This window comes from Nocardiopsis aegyptia (assembly GCF_013410755.1).
Classification (GTDB): Bacteria; Actinomycetota; Actinomycetes; order Streptosporangiales; family Streptosporangiaceae; genus Nocardiopsis; species Nocardiopsis aegyptia.
This window is the reverse complement of record NZ_JACCFS010000001.1, coordinates 1,894,219-1,909,347: the sequence shown is the minus strand read 5'-3', so window position 1 is coordinate 1,909,347 and position 15,129 is coordinate 1,894,219. Positions and strand designations below refer to the sequence as shown.

Here is a 15,129-nt window from a genome sequence, read left to right as displayed (position 1 = left end):
GGTTCGCCTCTGCTCAGCACGCCACCCGGGGCACGGCTTTTTCCGGGCGGTACTGCCCACGCCCCGATGGCCGGCCCATCGCGAACTCGGCCGCGCGCACCGTCTTTCACCACCAACGGTACATACGATGCCCCTGTCGTGCAAGCGCACTCCAATGCGCGATTTTGTTAACAGGCCCGGAGGCGGTCCCTCAGCACTCGATGACGTTGACGGCGAGGCCGCCGCGCGAGGTCTCCTTGTACTTGTCCATCATGTCGCGGCCGGTGTCGCGCATGGTCCGGATGACCTTGTCCAGCGACACGAAGTGGCTGCCGTCGCCGCGAAGGGCGATGCGGGCGGCGCTGATGGCCTTGACCGAGGCCAGCGCGTTGCGCTCGATGCACGGCACTTGCACCAGGCCGCCGATCGGGTCGCAGGTCAGGCCCAGGTTGTGCTCCATCGCGATCTCCGCCGCGTTCTCCACCTGGGCCGGTGTGCCGCCCAGCACCTCGGCCAGGCCGCCGGCGGCCATCGAGGACGCCGAGCCCACCTCGCCCTGGCAGCCCACCTCCGCGCCCGAGATCGACGCGTTCTGTTTGAACAGCAGGCCGATCGCGGCCGCGGTGAGCATGAACCGCACGACCCCGTCGTCGCCGGCGCCCGGGCTGAAGTGCAGGTAGTAGTGCAGCACCGCCGGGACGATGCCCGCGGCTCCGTTGGTCGGCGCGGTCACCACCCGGCCGCCCGCGGCGTTCTCCTCGTTGACCGCCAGCGCGTACAGGGTGATCCAGTCGCTGCCCCGCATCGGGTCCGGGTCGGCGGTGGTGGGGGCCAGCAGCCCCGATTCGTCGCACGCCCCTCCGAGCTGGCGGTACAGCCGGTGCGCGCGGCGCGGCACCTTGAGCCCGCCGGGCAGGCTGCCCTCGGTCATGACCCCGCGGCGCACGCACTGGCGCATCGCGGTCCAGATGGTGAGCAGTTCCGCCCGGATCTCGTCGGGGGTGCGGCCGAAGGCCTGCTCGTTGGCGAGCATGACGGCGCTGATGGACATCCCCGTGTCCGCGCAGATCGCCAGCAGCTCCTCGGCGCTGGCGAAGGGGTGGGGGACCTCGGTGTCGTCGGCCTTGATCCGGTCGGCGCCCGCGGCCCGCTCGTCCACGACGAACCCGCCGCCGACGGAGTAGTACACCTTGGCCGCCAGCTCCGCGCCCGCGGCGTCCAGCGCCACGAAGCGCATGCCGTTGGGGTGGTCGGGCAGGCTCTCCTTGCGGCGGAAGTCCACGTCCACGGCCGGGTCGAAGGCCACCTTCGGGCCGTCGGGCCCGCCCAGCTCCAGGGAGCGCTCCTCACGCACCCGCCGGACCAGGCCGGGGACCGCGTCCACGTCCACGTGCTCGGGCGTGTGGCCCATCAGCCCGAGGATCACCGCGGTGTCGCTGCCGTGCCCCTTGCCGGTGAGCGCCAGCGAACCGTACAGTTCCGCGCGCACGTGCGCGGTGGCGTCCAGGAGCCCTTCCTCGCGCAGGCGCCCCGCGAAGGTCCGGGCGGCCTTCATCGGGCCGACCGTGTGCGAACTCGACGGGCCGATCCCGATCTTGAACAGGTCGAACACGCTGATGGCCATGGCTGTCCTCCTCGTTGAGTACAGGGCCCTGGTACAGAACTGCCGTGCGGGGCACGGGGCCCCGCACAGCAGGGCTCTACAGGTTGGGGTAGAGCGGGTGCTTGGCGGCGAGCGCGCGCACGCGTGCGCTCAGCGCCTCGGCGTCGAACTCGGGCTTGAGCGCCTCGGCGATGACGTCGGAGACCTCGGTGAAGTCGTCCTCGGAGAAGCCGCGGGTGGCCAGGGCCGGGGTGCCGATGCGCAGCCCGGAGGTGACCATGGGCGGGCGCGGGTCGTTGGGCACCGCGTTGCGGTTGACCGTGATGCCGACCGAGTGCAGGCGGTCCTCGGCCTCCTGGCCGTTGAGGGGGGAGTCCACCAGGTCCACCAGGACCAGGTGCACGTCGGTGCCCCCGGAGAGGACCTTCACTCCGGCCTCGCTCATGTCGGGGCGGGTCAGGCGCTCGGCGAGGAGCTTGGCGCCGGCCACGGTGCGGCGCTGGCGTTCGGCGAAGGCCTGGCTCGCGGCGACCTTGAACGAGACGGCCTTGGCGGCGATGACGTGTTCCAGCGGGCCGCCCTGCATGCCGGGGAAGACCGCGGAGTTGATCTTCTTGCCCAGGGCGGCCTTGGCCAGGATCATGCCGCCGCGGGGTCCGCCCAGGGTCTTGTGGGTGGTGGTGGTGACCACGTCGGCGAACGGCACCGGGTTGGGGTGCAGCCCGGCGGCGACCAGGCCGGCGAAGTGGGCCATGTCGACCATGAGCAGGGCGCCGGTCTCGTCGGCGATCTGGCGGAAGCGCTCGAAGTCGAGTTGACGCGGGTAGGCGGACCAGCCCGCGACGATCATCTTGGGCTGGTGCTCCTTGGCCAGGGCGGCGACCTCGTCGTAGTCGACGGTGCCGTCCTCCTCGCGTACGTGGTAGGCCACGGCGTTGAGGATCTTGCCGGAGTAGTTGATGCGCATGCCGTGGGTGAGGTGGCCGCCGTGGGCCAGGTCCAGGCCCAGGATGGTGTCGCCCGGCTTGAGGAGCGCGAAGTACACGGCGGTGTTGGCCTGGGCGCCCGAGTGCGGTTGGACGTTGGCGTGCTCGGCGCCGAAGAGGGCCTTGGCGCGGTCGATGGCGAGCTGTTCGACGACGTCGACGTGCTCGCAGCCGCCGTAGTAGCGGCGGCCGGGGTAGCCCTCGGCGTATTTGTTGGTCAGGACGGTGCCCTGGGCCTCCAGGACGGCCTGGGGGGCGAAGTTCTCGGAGGCGATCATTTCCAGGGTGTCGCGTTGGCGCGCCAGTTCGGCGTTCACCGCGGCCGACACCTCGGGGTCCAGTTCGCTCAGTGTCTGGTCGAGCGTGTTGTCGGTAGCCATCTCGGCCTACTCCTCGCCTTCGGTCAGCTTGGTGTACTCCTCGGCGGAGAGCAGTCCCGTGGGCTCCTCGGAGAGCCGGGCCCGGAAGAGCCACCCGTCCTCGAAGGGGGCGGTGTTGATGGTCTCCGGCGCGTCCTCCAGTGCGCCGTTGACCTCGACGACCTCGCCGGAGACCGGCGAGTAGACGTCACTGACGGACTTGGTGGACTCGACTTCGCCGCAGGTCTGCCCGGCGGTCACCTCGGTGCCCGCCTCGGGCAGCTCGACGTAGACGATGTCGCCGAGCGACTCGGCGGCGAACGCGGTGATCCCGACCGTGGCGATCCCGTCCTTCACCACGACCCACTCGTGTTTGGCGGTGTAACCCAGCTCCGTGGGAACGCTCACTTCAACTCTCCTTGGAGGTGTTCCATATTCCTGCCGCGCGCCCGCTGGGGCGGCCCGGCCCGGCCTACGCCTGGTGCCGCCTCGTCCGTGCAGGTCCCTGTGCGGGGATCCCACCGGGCGGGGCGGACAGGCCTTCGGGGTGTGAAGGCCCCAGTCCTACGACTGCCGCTGGTAGAACGGCAGCTCGACCACGTCGACGGCCTCGCCCCGGCCCCGCACGTCCACGGTGAACGTGCCGGTCGCGGTGTCGAGGTCGCCGTCCACGTAGGCCATGGCGATGGGGCGGCCCAGGGTCGGGGAGGGCGCGCCGCTGGTGATGGTGCCGACGGTGACGCCGTCGCGCTGGACCTCCTGGCCCCTGCGCAGCGGGCGGCGGCCCTGGGCGACCAGGCCGATGAGACGCCGTGCGCGCGCGGTGCGCGAGGCCTTCTCCAGCGCGTCGCGGCCGACGAAGTCACCGTCCTTGTCGAACTTCACCACGCGGCCCAGGCCGGCGTCGAAGGGGGTGAGTTCGGCGGTGAGCTCCTGGCCGTACAGGGGCATGCCGGCCTCCATGCGGAGGGTGTCGCGGGCGGAGAGCCCGGCGGGCACGAGCCCGTGGTCGGCGCCGGCCGCCATGAGCGCCTCCCAGACACGGGGGGCCTCGGCGGCGGGGCGGACGAAGATCTCGAAGCCGTCCTCGCCGGTGTAGCCGGTACGGGCGAGCAGGACGGGCTGCCCGGCGACGGTGTGCTCGTAGCCCGCGTAGTAGCGGATGTCGTCGAGGTTGGCGTCGGTCAGCGGCGCCAGGATCTCGACGGCGCGCGGGCCCTGGATCGCGATGAGCGCGTAGTCCGCGGACTCGTCGCTCACCTCGACGTCGAAGCCCCGGGCCCTCTCGGCGAGAGCGGCGGACACGACGGGCGCGTTGGCGGCGTTGGCGACGACCAGGTACTCCCGCTCGCCGAGCCGGTAGACGATGAGGTCGTCCAGGACGCCGCCGTCGGCGTCGGTGATCATGGTGTAGCGGGCGCGGCCCACCTTGACCTTGGACAGGTGGCCGACCAGCGCGTGGTCGAGGGCCTCGGCGGCCTGGGGGCCGCTCAGACGGATCTCGCCCATGTGGGAGAGGTCGAAGAGGCCGGCGGCCTCGCGGACCGCCTTGTGCTCGGCGGTCTCGCTGCCGTAGCGCAGCGGCATGAGCCACCCGGCGAAGTCGACCAGGGTGGCGCCGGCCTTCTCGTGGATCTCGCGCAGTGCGGTGGCACGCGGAACTGAGGCGGGCTCTGACATGGGCACTCCCGAGAGGATGGGCGTCGTGACGTGCGTGGCGTTGCCATCCTCCCCCTCTGTCATCGATGCCTGAGAGCTTCACCGCGCGCCCGGCGTGGCTTGCACCTTCGGCGAGGGACGTCGGTCCCTGCTTTCCAGAGTGGTCTCGCCCGTACGGTCCGTGTGCCTGAGAGGTTGTCTGTGGGGAGGGATTGCTCCTTCGGCGGCCCGTGTTGGCTACGCGGACGCTCTCCCGTACGGGGTCAGCAACACGTTCAGCCTAGCAGCGGCCACAGTCGGCCCCCAAGACCGCCCGACGCGTGTGCGACGACACGATCACCGGAGCCCGCCCCACGGCGCGACCGTAGGGACTAGCGTGTGGGGTCGGGACAGGGCCCAGAGGGCCGTACGCGCAGACGCGGAGGGACTGGAGTGGGTACCGACATCGAGCGTCCGGGCCGGCCGGTGGAGCGCCGGAGCCGACTCGTGGTGACAGCGGGCTGCGCTCTGGCACTGACGGGCGTCGTGTCCGGGTGCGCCGAGGAACCCGAGGGGCCGCGGCCGGAACAGGTCTCGGGCAGCGTGCGGGGGGACGTGACCACCGTCGAGCGCGCCGACCTGGAGTCCCACTTCGCCGACGCGGGGCTGGAGGGCACCTTCGTGCTCTACGACGCCGACTCGCGGGTGACCACCGTCGTCGACCCCGAGCAGGCGGCCGTGCGGCAGCCGCCGGCGTCCACGTTCAAGATCCCCAACACGCTCATCGGCCTGCAGACCGGTGCGGTGGCCGATGTCGACGAGGTGCTGCCCTACGGGGGCGAGCCGCAGCCGGTGGCGGAGTGGGAACAGGACATGGGTCTGCGTGACGCCTTCCCGCTGTCGAACGTCCCCGTCTACCAGGAGCTGGCCAGGCGGGTCGGACACGAGCCGATGGCCGCGTGGGTGGACCGCCTGGACTACGGCAACCGCGAGGTCGGCGGCCCGGACGAGGTCGACCGGTTCTGGCTGGAGGGCCCGCTGGAGGTCTCCGCGCAGGAGCAGACCGAGTTCCTGTCCCTGCTGGCCCGCAAGGAGCTGCCGGTGGACACCGCCCACCAGGAGGCGGTGCACGAGATCGCCCTGGTGGAGGAGGCGGAGGACTACCGCCTGTACGCCAAGAGCGGGTGGGGCGCCGACGTCGACCCCTCGCCCGGCTGGTGGGTGGGCTGGGTCGAGAGCGGTTCCGACGTCCACACCTTCGCTCTGCGGGTGGAGATCGAGGGGGACGCCGACGCCGAGCTGCGCGAGCCCCTGGCCCGCGACCTGCTGGCGGAACTGGAGGTCCTGCCGCCCGAGGCGGCCTGACCGTGCGGCGCCCGGGCACGGTCCGGGGCGCGCCCCGATACGCGGAGCGGCCGGGCACCCCTCGGGGTGTCCGGCCGCTTCCGGTCGTTCGCCGGGCGGACCCGGTCAGGCGGTGGTCTTGCGGCGCTGCCGCACGGCCTCGGCGAGCTCGGCCAGCACGTGCTCGGTGGTCTCCCAGCCCATGCACTTGTCGGTGATGGACTGGCCGTAGGTGAGCGCGGACGGGTCGCCGAGCTTCTGGGCGCCCTCGACGATGAAGCTCTCCAGCATCACGCCGATGATGCCCTTCTGGCCCTCGGCCACCTGGGCGGCGATGGCGGCGGCGACCCCCGGCTGGCGGGTGTGGTCCTTGCCGCTGTTGGCGTGGCTGGCGTCGATCATCAGGCGGCGCGGCAGCCCCGACTTCTCGATGACGTCGAGGGCGGCCCCGACCGGCGCGGCCTCGTAGTTGGGGCCGCTGCGGCCGCCGCGCAGGATCACGTGGCAGTCCGGGTTGCCGTCGGTGACGACCACCGAGCCGGCGCCGTGCGGGTCCACACCGAAGAACGTGTGCGAGGCGGCGGCGGCGCCGACCGCGTCCACGGCGACCTGCACGTCGCCGTCGGTGCCGTTCTTGAAGCCGACGGGGGTGCTCAGGCCGCTGCTCAGCTGGCGGTGCACCTGGCTCTCCGTGGTGCGCGCGCCGATCGCGCCCCAGGAGACGACGTCGGCGATGTACTGCGGGGTGATGGGGTCGAGGAACTCGGTCCCGGCGGGCAGCCCGAGGGAGTTGATGTCCAGCAGCAGCTTGCGTGCGGTGCGCAGGCCGCGGTGCACGTCGTAGGTGTCGTCCAGGCCGGGGTCGTTGATCAGGCCCTTCCACCCCACCGTGGTGCGCGGCTTCTCGAAGTACACGCGCATGACCACGCACAGGTCGTCGTTCAGGGACGGCACCAGGGCCTTGAGCCGCTCGGCGTAGTCCATGGCGGACTCGGTGTCGTGCACGGAGCAGGGGCCGACGACGACGAGCAGACGGTCGTCCTCCCCGTTGAGGACCCGCGTCACCTCGGCGCGGGAGTCCTCCACCAGGGTGCTGCGTTCGGGGCCCAGAGGGAGTTCGGCCAGCAGGTCCTCGGGGGCGATGAGCGGCTGGTAGCTGGCCACCCTGGTGTCGTTGGTGCTGGGCATGGTCTTCCCCTAGATCCGTCCGGTCTGGCCGAGAGTGGCCACGAAAAAACAGTAGCGCGGCCGGGCGGGGCGACGTGGAGCCGCATGGAGAATCGACACGGGTCCACACGATGGGAAACACCACACCGGCGATTTTCCCAGCGAATTGTCTCATGATATGAGACGCATTTCCGTGGTAATTCCGGATCGGGTGCGGGCCGCCGGGATCAGTCCGTCAGCCCGGGGAGGTCCTCCTCCCAGTACTCGCGCGGGTGGCGCGCACCATCGGTGACCGCGCCCCGTTCGGCCTCGGCCCGGCGCAGCTGCACACGGCGGATCTTACCCGAGACCGTCTTGGGCAGCTCCGCGAACTCCAGGCGTCTGACCCGCTTGTAGGGCGAGAGGCGCTCGCGGGCGTAGGAGAAGATGGCGCGCGCGGTGACGGCGTCGGGCGCCACCCCGTCGGCGAGGGCGACGTAGGCCTTGGCGACGGACAGGCGCAACGGGTCCGGAGAGGGGACCACCGCGGCCTCCGCCACATATTCGTGTTCGACGAGGACGCTTTCCAGCTCGAATGGCGAGATGCGGTAATCCGAGGCTTTGAAGACGTCGTCCGTACGGCCGATATAGCGCAGGTTCCCGGCGGAATCCCGGCCGGCGATGTCGCCGGTGAGGTACAGGTGCCGGCGGACCCGTCCGCCGGCGTCGTCGGAGTCGGCGTACCCCCGCATCACACCGACGGGATCCCGGGTCATGTCCACCCCGATCTGCCCGGTCTCGGCGGGCTCCCCGGTCGCCGGGTCCACGATGACGATGTCGTAGCCCGGCAGGGGACGGCCCACGGACCCCGGCACCACGGGCCGACCGGGGCCGTTGCCGACGAGCATGGTGGTCTCGGTCTGGCCGAAGCCGTCGCGGACGGTGATGCCCCACGCCTCGCGGACCCGGTCCACGACCTCGGCGTTGAGCGGCTCGCCCGCGGCCAGGGCCTCGCGCAGCCCCACCCGCCACGCGCCCAGGTCGGTCTGCAGGAGCATCCGCCACACCGTGGGTGGCGCGCACAGGGTGTCGACGCCGCGGCGCACCACCTCGTCGAGCAGCCGTTCGGGGTCGAAGCGGGCCTGGTCCAGCGCCAGCACCGTCGCCTCGGCGTTCCAGGGCGCGAACATGCTGCTGTAGGCGTGCTTGGCCCATCCGGGCTGGGACACGTTCAGGTGGATGTCGCCGGGCTGCACACCGAGCCAGTACATGGTCGACAGATGGCCGACGGGATAGGAGCTCTGGGTGTGGGTCACCATCTTGGGGCGGGCGGTGGTCCCGGAGGTGAAGTACAGCAGCAGGGGGTCGTCCGGGTGCGTGGCGTGCGGCTGCGCGAAGTCCAGCCCGGCGTGCTCGGAGTCGGCGTAGTTGAGCCAGCCGTCCATGTACCCGGCGCAGATGCGCGTCCAGTGGCCCCGCAGGTCGGCGAACTTCTCGGTCGCCTCGACCCCGCAGACCACGTGCTGGACGTCGCCGCGCTCCAACCGGTCGACCAGGTCGCCCTCGGACAGGATCGGCGCGGTGGGGGCGACCACGGCGCCGAGCTTGACGGCGGCCAGCGTGGTCTCCCACAGCTCCACCTGGTTGCCGAGCATCACCATGATCCGGTCGCCGGGGTGCACGCCCTGCCCGATCAGCCAGTTCGCCACCTGGTTGGAGCGCTCGGACAGGTGGCGGTAGGTGTACTTGGTGTCGGTGCCGTCCTCGGCGACGACCCAGAGGGCGGTCCGGTCCGGACGGGTCCGGGCGACCGCGTCGAAGTGGTCCAGGGCCCAGTTGAAGTGCTCCGACCGGGGCCAGGTGAACTCTCGGTGCGCCTTCTCCTGGTCCGTGCGGTGCTCCAGGAGCAGGTCCCGCGCGGCCCGGAACTCCGCCGCACCCGCGGCGGCCTTCTCTTTCGACATCGCTGGCGACCTCCGCTTCGGGACGGCACGGCGACCGCACCGTCCACGGTTCCGCCCTGGTGGGGCGGGTGGGGCGTGCTCTGCGAGTCCTACCCGCGCGGGGCGGCTCCGACGCTTCCACCCCCGAGGGCCGTGCGCTCTAGGATTGGTGCTTATGGAGGAACTGCGCGGACACCACGGGACCTGGCGGCTCGACGACGAGATGGTGCGGATCCGTTTCGATTCCGGCCGCAAGGTGCCGACGCTGTTCAAGTCACTGGGCAGCTGCGCGGTTCCGCTGGCGGCCGTCGCCGACGTCGAGTTCGACCAGGGCGACCGCAAGCCCTCCCGTCGCCCACCACCGCCCGGGGCCGCTTCGCGCGAGGGGTGGGCCACCCTCAACGGACGCCTTCGGCGCAGTTCCTCCGACTGGCGCCTGCGGCTGCGCCTGGCCGACGGCACCGACCCCTACGCGCAGTTGGGCGGGCCGGGCAGCGAGGCGCCGACACCGCTGGTGCTGACCGGACCGAACGACCGCGAACTCCTCGCCGAGTACTTTTCCGACCAGCTCGCCTCGGCGGCCAGGTACGCCCGGGAGCTGGCCGACCGGGCCCCGGACCCGGCGGAGGTGGCCAAGGGGCTGGTCGCCCGGCCGCCCGTGCAGGTGCGCACCGCGGAGGGCTCGGCGTCCTTCGACGGCACGCGTGTGCGGCTGCAGTGGGACGGATGGCTCTCCAGCACCGCCAAGGAGCGGGAGAAGTCGCGCGAGTACCGGCTGTCGGAGATCGAGTCGGCCACCTGGTACCCGCCGGTGGACGTCACGGAGGGGTACCTGCGCATCGTGCTGCGGGGTGTGACGATCCCCGAGGCGACGGAGCTGGAGAACGACTTCTTCACCCTGGCCTCCCACGGCACGAAGGGCGGCGAGGAGACGCTGCTGATGGCGGCGACCCTGAACGCCCACATCGAGCCCGCCGACGCGGTCGCGGAGGAGGCCGCCCCGGCGCTGCCCGCGGCCCCCGGCGTCAGTGCGGAGGAGGAGTCGGTCTTCGCCAAGATCCGGGAGCTGGGGCGCCTGCACGCCGAGGGCCTGCTCACCGATGAGGAGTTCAGCGCCAAGAAGGCCGAACTCCTGGACCGCCTCTGAACCGGATCCGCGGGCCCCGACCGGGGGCCGGTGGACCCGCCCGCTCCGGCACCCCCGGACCAGGCCCCGGGAGACACCCGGGGCCCACGCGACACGAAAGGGCACGGCTGTGCGCACCCTGTATCCGCCCATCGACCCCTACGACTCGGGCATGCTCGACGTCGGCGACGGCCACCGCGTGTACTGGGAGCTGTGCGGCAACCCCGCGGGCAAGCCCGCGGTGTTCCTGCACGGCGGTCCCGGCGGCGGCTGCACTCCCGACCACCGCAGGCTGTTCGACCCGGAGAAGTACCGGGTCCTGCTGTTCGACCAGCGCAACTGCGGCCGTTCGACGCCGCACGCGAGCGAGATGGACTCCGACCTGTCCACGAACACCACGTGGACGCTGGTGGAGGACATGGAGCGGCTGCGGGAGATGATCGGCGCCCCGACCTGGCAGGTCTTCGGCGGATCCTGGGGCAGCTGCCTGGCCCTGGCCTACGCCCAGACGCACCCCGACCGGGTCAGCGAGCTGATCGTACGCGGCATCTTCACCCTGCGCGACGAGGAGCTGCGCTGGTTCTACCAGGAGGGCGCCTCGATGCTCTTCCCGGACCTGTGGGAGTCCTACCTGGAGCCCATCCCCGAGGAGGAGCGCGGCGACCTCATCGCCGCCTACGCTCGGCGTCTGAACGACCCCGACCGCGCGGTCCGCCTGGCCGCGGCCCGCGCGTGGAGCGTGTGGGAGGGCTCGACGGTGACGCTGCTGCCCAACCCGGAACTGCGCGCCCACCACGCGGACGAGGACTACGCGCTGGCGTTCGCCCGGATCGAGAACCACTACTTCACGAACAAGGGGTTCCTCACGCCGAACCAGCTCATCGACGGGGCGGAGAAGATCCGGCACATCCCCGGAGTGATCGTGCAGGGCCGCTACGACACGTGCACACCGGTGCGCACCTCCTGGGACCTGCACAGGGCGTGGCCGGAGGCGGAGTACCACATCGTCGACGACGCGGGCCACGCGTTCAGTGAGCCCGGCATCCTCGACCGGCTCATCGAGGCCACCGACCGCTTCGCGAAGTGACCGCGGCCGGGGGCGCGCCGCGGCGCGCCCCCGGGCGGTGTGTTCACCAGTCGACGTAGTCGCGGACGCCGCAGTCGAGGCCGCTGACATCGTTGAACAGGCCCAGTTCGGCGAGCTGCTGCCGCCCCTGGACGCGGGAGAGGTTCCAGGCGGCCACCCCGCGACCGTCGGGGTCGTCCAGCCGGTCGCGCAGTCCCACCAGGGCGCAGTCGCGTTCGTGCTCGGGCAGCCCCATCAGTCCGGGGACCGCGTCGGCGGACAGGTCGCGCAGGTACCAGGTGTCCACGGCGGCCAGGTCGAGGTCGTGGTGGCTCTCCGCGATCCGCAGGTCGGGGTTGCCGTAGGCGAACACGGCCAGGGCCACGGCGCCGAAGGCGACCGTCACCCGTGGCAGCCAGGCGGCCGAGCGGCCGAGGGTGTTGCACAGCCCGGCCACGATGACCAGGCCGAACACGCCCGCACTCCACAGGATCCACGCCTCGGCGCTGACGCGCAGGCGGGTCAGGCCGAAGGTGTCGATGTAGAGCTGCAGGCGCATCATCGCGGACGCGAGGATGACCAGGGTGAGCACGCACAGCAGGCCCAGCAGGGCGTTGCGCAGGGTCCGCGTCGAGGCGATGCGCGAGGGCAGCAGCCGGACCGCGACCGCGATGACGCCCAGGACGAGCGCGCTCACCACCACGAGCTGGAAGAAGCCCTGCCGCGCGTACTCGGCGTAGATGACACCGGAGACCCGCTGCACGTAGTCGTCCCCGCCGAACATGACGGCGGCCTGCACGCCGACGAAGGCGACGAAGAGGGCCACCAGGGCGGCGAGGGGCACGGTCCAGACCCAGACCGGCCAGAGCGGGTCGGCCGCGGGCGCGGCCGGGCGGGGACGCGGACGGTGGTACCGGCGGGCGGTGAGGACGGCCGCGCCGGTGAGGAGCATCGTCACGAGCATGCCGAACAGGCGCAGGAGGCCCGAGCCCGTCCCGACGGAGGTGAACATCCGCCCGATGTAGGCGGAGAACACGGGGTCGGCGAGGGCGAACAGCAGGCCGAAGACCAGGAGCAGGCCGAGGGTGACCATCGAGGTGACGATGAGCGGGAGCACGAGGCCGGCGGCGCGCTTGGTGTTCAGGGGGCTGAGGAGGAACCTCGGGGTGGCGGGCAGGTTGCGCAGGAGGGCCAACGCGCCCGTGGCCACGCCGACGGCGTTCCGCCGCGCGGCCGGGTTGCGGGTCGCGAACGCCATCGAGGCGAGGAGGAACGAGCCCGTCAGCGTCCACACGAGCACCCAGCCCGCGTCCCGCAGGGCCGCGGTGGCCAGCAGGACGGCCGCCAGGACGCCGAAGACCGCCGACCACGTGTAGGCGTACCGGTCGGGCCGCGGCGGCGCGGCGGGCGGCGGCTCGTACGGGGGCCGGTGGCCGTGGGCGGCGTAGGCCTGGTGGACGTGGGCGTTGCCGTGGTGCCACGGATAGGCGTGCCCGGGGTACCCGGGGTGGGACCGGTCGGCGTACCCGGGGCGGGGCCAGGGGGCCGCGGCGTAGCCCGGGTGGCCCGGGTAGCCCTGGGGCGCTTCGGTGTCCTTCGGGTCGGTGTCCGCCTCCGGTACGGGGCTGTCGGCGTCCCTGGTCTCCGTCCCGTCCGTCTCGCCCCCGGACGCACCGCCCTCGGCGGTCGGCGGTGCCTCGTGGGCCCCGTCCTCGGCGTCCGGCCCGGCGTAGTCCTCACTCGCGGCGGCGTCGCCGGTCCGGGCGTCCTCGTCGGGCTTCTCGTCCCCCGACTCGTCCGGGCCTTCTTCCCCGGCCGCGTCCGGAGTCCCGACCGCCTCCTCCGGTACGTCGGGGGTCCCAGGCCCAGCGTCCACGGCGGGCTCCGGCGTGACGGTCGCGTGCACCCGGGGGTTCGTCCCCGCCTCGGCGACGGCACGCCCGCGCGGGGCGTCCGGAGAAGGCGTCACGTCCTCCTTCGCCTCTTCCGGCGGAACACCGCTCTCCGGGATGGCCGGACGCACCATGAGGGCGGCCAGGGCGGTCAGGCCCGCGACCACGCCGGTGATCACCAGGCCGAGCCCCGGGCGGTTCAGCGTCGCCAGGAACGCCGCCACGACGCCGACGCCCACCAGCGCGATCGGGAGCCAGACGGGGGCCTGGGGGAGCGGCACCCTCTGTGGTCGGGGCCGTTCGTAGGGCGAGGGCGCCCCCGCCCACCCCGGGTGGACCGGGCGCCCGTAGGCGTCGTATCCCGTCCCGCCGTGCGGCCGGGCGTACCCGGGGGCCGGCCCCTGCCGTCCTGCGCTGTCGTCCGTAGCGGTCACGTTGTCCTCTCCTCGGACGGCGGCCACCCGCCGTCGTTACTGAAGTTAAGACCAGGACCGACCGGTATCGGTTCACAGGAACGGACCGACGAAGCTCGCCGCCGACCCCCGCGCGCTAGGGTCGAAGCGCCGACACCGTCCGCGCGAGGAGTGGAGAACCATGCGAGTCAAGGTCGACTTCGACGAGTGCGAGAGCAACGCCCTGTGCATGGGGGCCGCGCCCGAGGTCTTCGAGGTCCGCGACGACGACTTCCTCTACCTGCTGACCGAGGAACCCCCGGCCGAGCTGCACGAGCGCGTACGCGAGGCGGAGCGGCTCTGCCCCAAGCGCGCCATCACCGTGCGGGACTGAACCCCGCCGCGTCCAGCGCCTCGTCCCATGTCGTGGGCTTCTCCAACAGCCCCCGGTACCGCATGGTGCGGGGCGTGGACCGCAGCCCGAGCACGCCGGTGAGCATGCCGCCGCGCCCCAGGAAGGCCACGAACTTTCGGTCCTCCGGTGAACCGTGCACGAAGGCGACCTCATCGGCCGGGGCACCCTGCCCCAGCAGCTGGATCTTCTTCTTGTATTGGTCCGACCAGAAGTAGGGCACCGGGGTGAAGGGCACCCGCCCCCCTCCGGCGAGCAGGTTGTGCGCGGCCGCCGTGCCCTGCTCGCTCGCGTTGGTCCAGTGCTCCAGCCGGATCCGTCCGCCGAACCGGGGGTGCGGCCAGTTCGCGAGGTCGCCGACCGCGTACACGCCGGGCACGGTGGTCTCCGAGTACTCGTCGCACAGCACCGCGCCGTCGCCGAGCAGTTCGACCCCGGACCCGCGCAACCACTCGGTGTTGAGCTCGACGCCCAGTCCGGCCACGACCAGCGAGGCCTCGATCGCGGTGCCGTCGGCCAGCCGGACCCGCTCCACCCGGTCGCCGCCCTCGAAGCCGGCGACGCCGACGCCCAGGCGCACGTCCACCCCGTTCTCCCGGTGCAGTTCGGTGAACACACCGCCGACCCGGGGATCGATCGCGCGCGTCAGCGGGGTCGGCGCGGCCTCGATCAGCGTGACGTCCATGCCCACGGCGCGGGCGCTCGCGGCCACCTCGGCCCCGACGAACCCGGCCCCCACCACGACCACGCGGCCCGCGGAGTCGAACTCCGCCCGCACGGCCTCGGCGTCGTCGAGCGTGCGCAGCACGTGCACGCCCGCGAGACCGGTGTCCGGGCGGCGGGCACGGGCGCCGGTCGCGACGACCAGCCCGTCGTAGCGCAGGGGCGTCGTACGGCCGTCGGGTCCGGTGACGGTCACCTCGCGCGCGGCGGGGTCCAGGCCCACGGCTCGCGTCCCAGGCCGGAAGTCCAGCTCCAGGCCGGCGATCTCCGCGTCGTCGAGCAGGCGGAGCGAGCGGTGGCCGACGAGCCAGCCGGGCTCGCCGCCGGAGGGCTCCATGCCGATCCCGGTCAGGGCCTCCTTGGACAGCGGCGGGCGCGAGTAGGGAACGTGGGGCTCCTCTCCCACGAGCGTCACCCGCCCCTCGAAGCCCTTCCGGCGCAGCGCCTCGGCCGCGTGCAGGCCGGCCATTCCGGCACCGGCGATCACGACGTCCCTCAGGGTGGACGGCACCGTGCACTC

The 15,129-nt window shown here is 72.3% G+C and carries 12 protein-coding genes and 1 riboswitch; of the genes, 4 read left to right on the top strand and 8 right to left on the bottom strand.

Features of this window, described 5'->3' with window-relative positions; all coding sequences use genetic code 11:
* Positions 1-190: 190 nt before the first annotated feature.
* From HNR10_RS08505 to gcvT, 4 genes are all read right to left on the bottom strand, one after another.
* Positions 191-1,603, bottom strand: coding sequence for an L-serine ammonia-lyase (locus HNR10_RS08505; RefSeq protein WP_179822223.1), 1,413 nt, complete (start codon positions 1,601-1,603; stop codon positions 191-193).
* A 76-nt stretch (positions 1,604-1,679) separates the two neighbouring features.
* Complete coding sequence (locus tag HNR10_RS08500; RefSeq protein ID WP_179822221.1) at positions 1,680-2,948, bottom strand: serine hydroxymethyltransferase; 1,269 nt, start codon at positions 2,946-2,948, stop codon at positions 1,680-1,682.
* Between the two features lie 6 nt (positions 2,949-2,954).
* Positions 2,955-3,335: a glycine cleavage system protein GcvH gene (gcvH, locus tag HNR10_RS08495; RefSeq protein ID WP_053615019.1), complete on the bottom strand. Its 381-nt coding sequence runs from the start codon at positions 3,333-3,335 to the stop codon at positions 2,955-2,957.
* 156 nt (positions 3,336-3,491) lie between these two features.
* Complete coding sequence (gene gcvT / locus HNR10_RS08490; protein WP_179822220.1) at positions 3,492-4,607, bottom strand: glycine cleavage system aminomethyltransferase GcvT; 1,116 nt, start codon at positions 4,605-4,607, stop codon at positions 3,492-3,494.
* A 144-nt stretch (positions 4,608-4,751) separates the two neighbouring features.
* A riboswitch (glycine riboswitch) is annotated at positions 4,752-4,852 on the bottom strand.
* Between the two features lie 166 nt (positions 4,853-5,018).
* Between gcvT and blaOXA the strand changes: the two genes are divergently transcribed.
* Positions 5,019-5,930, top strand: coding sequence for a class D beta-lactamase (blaOXA, locus tag HNR10_RS08485; protein WP_312889175.1), 912 nt, complete (start codon positions 5,019-5,021; stop codon positions 5,928-5,930).
* 105 nt (positions 5,931-6,035) lie between these two features.
* Here the strand turns inward: blaOXA and HNR10_RS08480 are convergent, their stop codons facing one another.
* Positions 6,036-7,097, bottom strand: coding sequence for a 3-deoxy-7-phosphoheptulonate synthase (locus HNR10_RS08480; protein WP_179822218.1), 1,062 nt, complete (start codon positions 7,095-7,097; stop codon positions 6,036-6,038).
* Positions 7,098-7,303: 206 nt separating this feature from the next.
* Entirely contained in the window at positions 7,304-9,019 is a 1,716-nt protein-coding gene (locus tag HNR10_RS08475; protein ID WP_179822216.1) for an AMP-binding protein, read from the bottom strand.
* Between the two features lie 154 nt (positions 9,020-9,173).
* Between HNR10_RS08475 and HNR10_RS08470 the strand changes: the two genes are divergently transcribed.
* Together HNR10_RS08470 and pip are read left to right on the top strand one after the other, a co-directional pair.
* Positions 9,174-10,145 (top strand): DUF4429 domain-containing protein, encoded by a 972-nt coding sequence (locus HNR10_RS08470; protein ID WP_179822214.1) that lies wholly within the window; start codon positions 9,174-9,176, stop codon positions 10,143-10,145.
* A 109-nt stretch (positions 10,146-10,254) separates the two neighbouring features.
* Positions 10,255-11,211 carry a prolyl aminopeptidase gene (gene pip, locus HNR10_RS08465; protein ID WP_179822212.1) on the top strand — a complete coding sequence of 319 codons (957 nt, stop codon included), beginning with the start codon at positions 10,255-10,257 and terminating at the stop codon, positions 11,209-11,211.
* A 43-nt stretch (positions 11,212-11,254) separates the two neighbouring features.
* On the opposite strand, the gene HNR10_RS08460 is transcribed toward pip, so the two are convergent.
* Positions 11,255-13,516 (bottom strand): DUF4153 domain-containing protein, encoded by a 2,262-nt coding sequence (locus HNR10_RS08460; protein ID WP_312889174.1) that lies wholly within the window; start codon positions 13,514-13,516, stop codon positions 11,255-11,257.
* 160 nt (positions 13,517-13,676) lie between these two features.
* On the opposite strand from HNR10_RS08460, the gene HNR10_RS08450 reads away from it, so the two are divergent.
* A complete protein-coding gene (locus tag HNR10_RS08450) occupies positions 13,677-13,868 on the top strand; it encodes a ferredoxin (RefSeq protein ID WP_179822211.1) in 192 nt (63 codons plus the stop codon).
* On the opposite strand, the gene HNR10_RS08445 is transcribed toward HNR10_RS08450, so the two are convergent.
* A complete protein-coding gene (locus HNR10_RS08445; protein ID WP_179822209.1) occupies positions 13,852-15,120 on the bottom strand; it encodes an NAD(P)/FAD-dependent oxidoreductase in 1,269 nt (422 codons plus the stop codon). The two genes, HNR10_RS08450 and HNR10_RS08445, sit on opposite strands and share 17 nt — an antisense overlap.
* Between the last annotated feature and the right edge of the window lie 9 nt (positions 15,121-15,129).

Coding starts and splice junctions, on each gene's coding strand:
- HNR10_RS08480 (WP_179822218.1), bottom strand. CDS start 7,097: ATGCCCAGCACCAACGACACCAGGGTGGCCAGCTACCAGCCGCTCATC.
- gcvT (WP_179822220.1), bottom strand. CDS start 4,607: ATGTCAGAGCCCGCCTCAGTTCCGCGTGCCACCGCACTGCGCGAGATC.
- HNR10_RS08475 (WP_179822216.1), bottom strand. CDS start 9,019: ATGTCGAAAGAGAAGGCCGCCGCGGGTGCGGCGGAGTTCCGGGCCGCG.
- HNR10_RS08470 (WP_179822214.1), top strand. CDS start 9,174: ATGGAGGAACTGCGCGGACACCACGGGACCTGGCGGCTCGACGACGAG.
- HNR10_RS08450 (WP_179822211.1), top strand. CDS start 13,677: ATGCGAGTCAAGGTCGACTTCGACGAGTGCGAGAGCAACGCCCTGTGC.
- HNR10_RS08500 (WP_179822221.1), bottom strand. CDS start 2,948: ATGGCTACCGACAACACGCTCGACCAGACACTGAGCGAACTGGACCCC.
- HNR10_RS08505 (WP_179822223.1), bottom strand. CDS start 1,603: ATGGCCATCAGCGTGTTCGACCTGTTCAAGATCGGGATCGGCCCGTCG.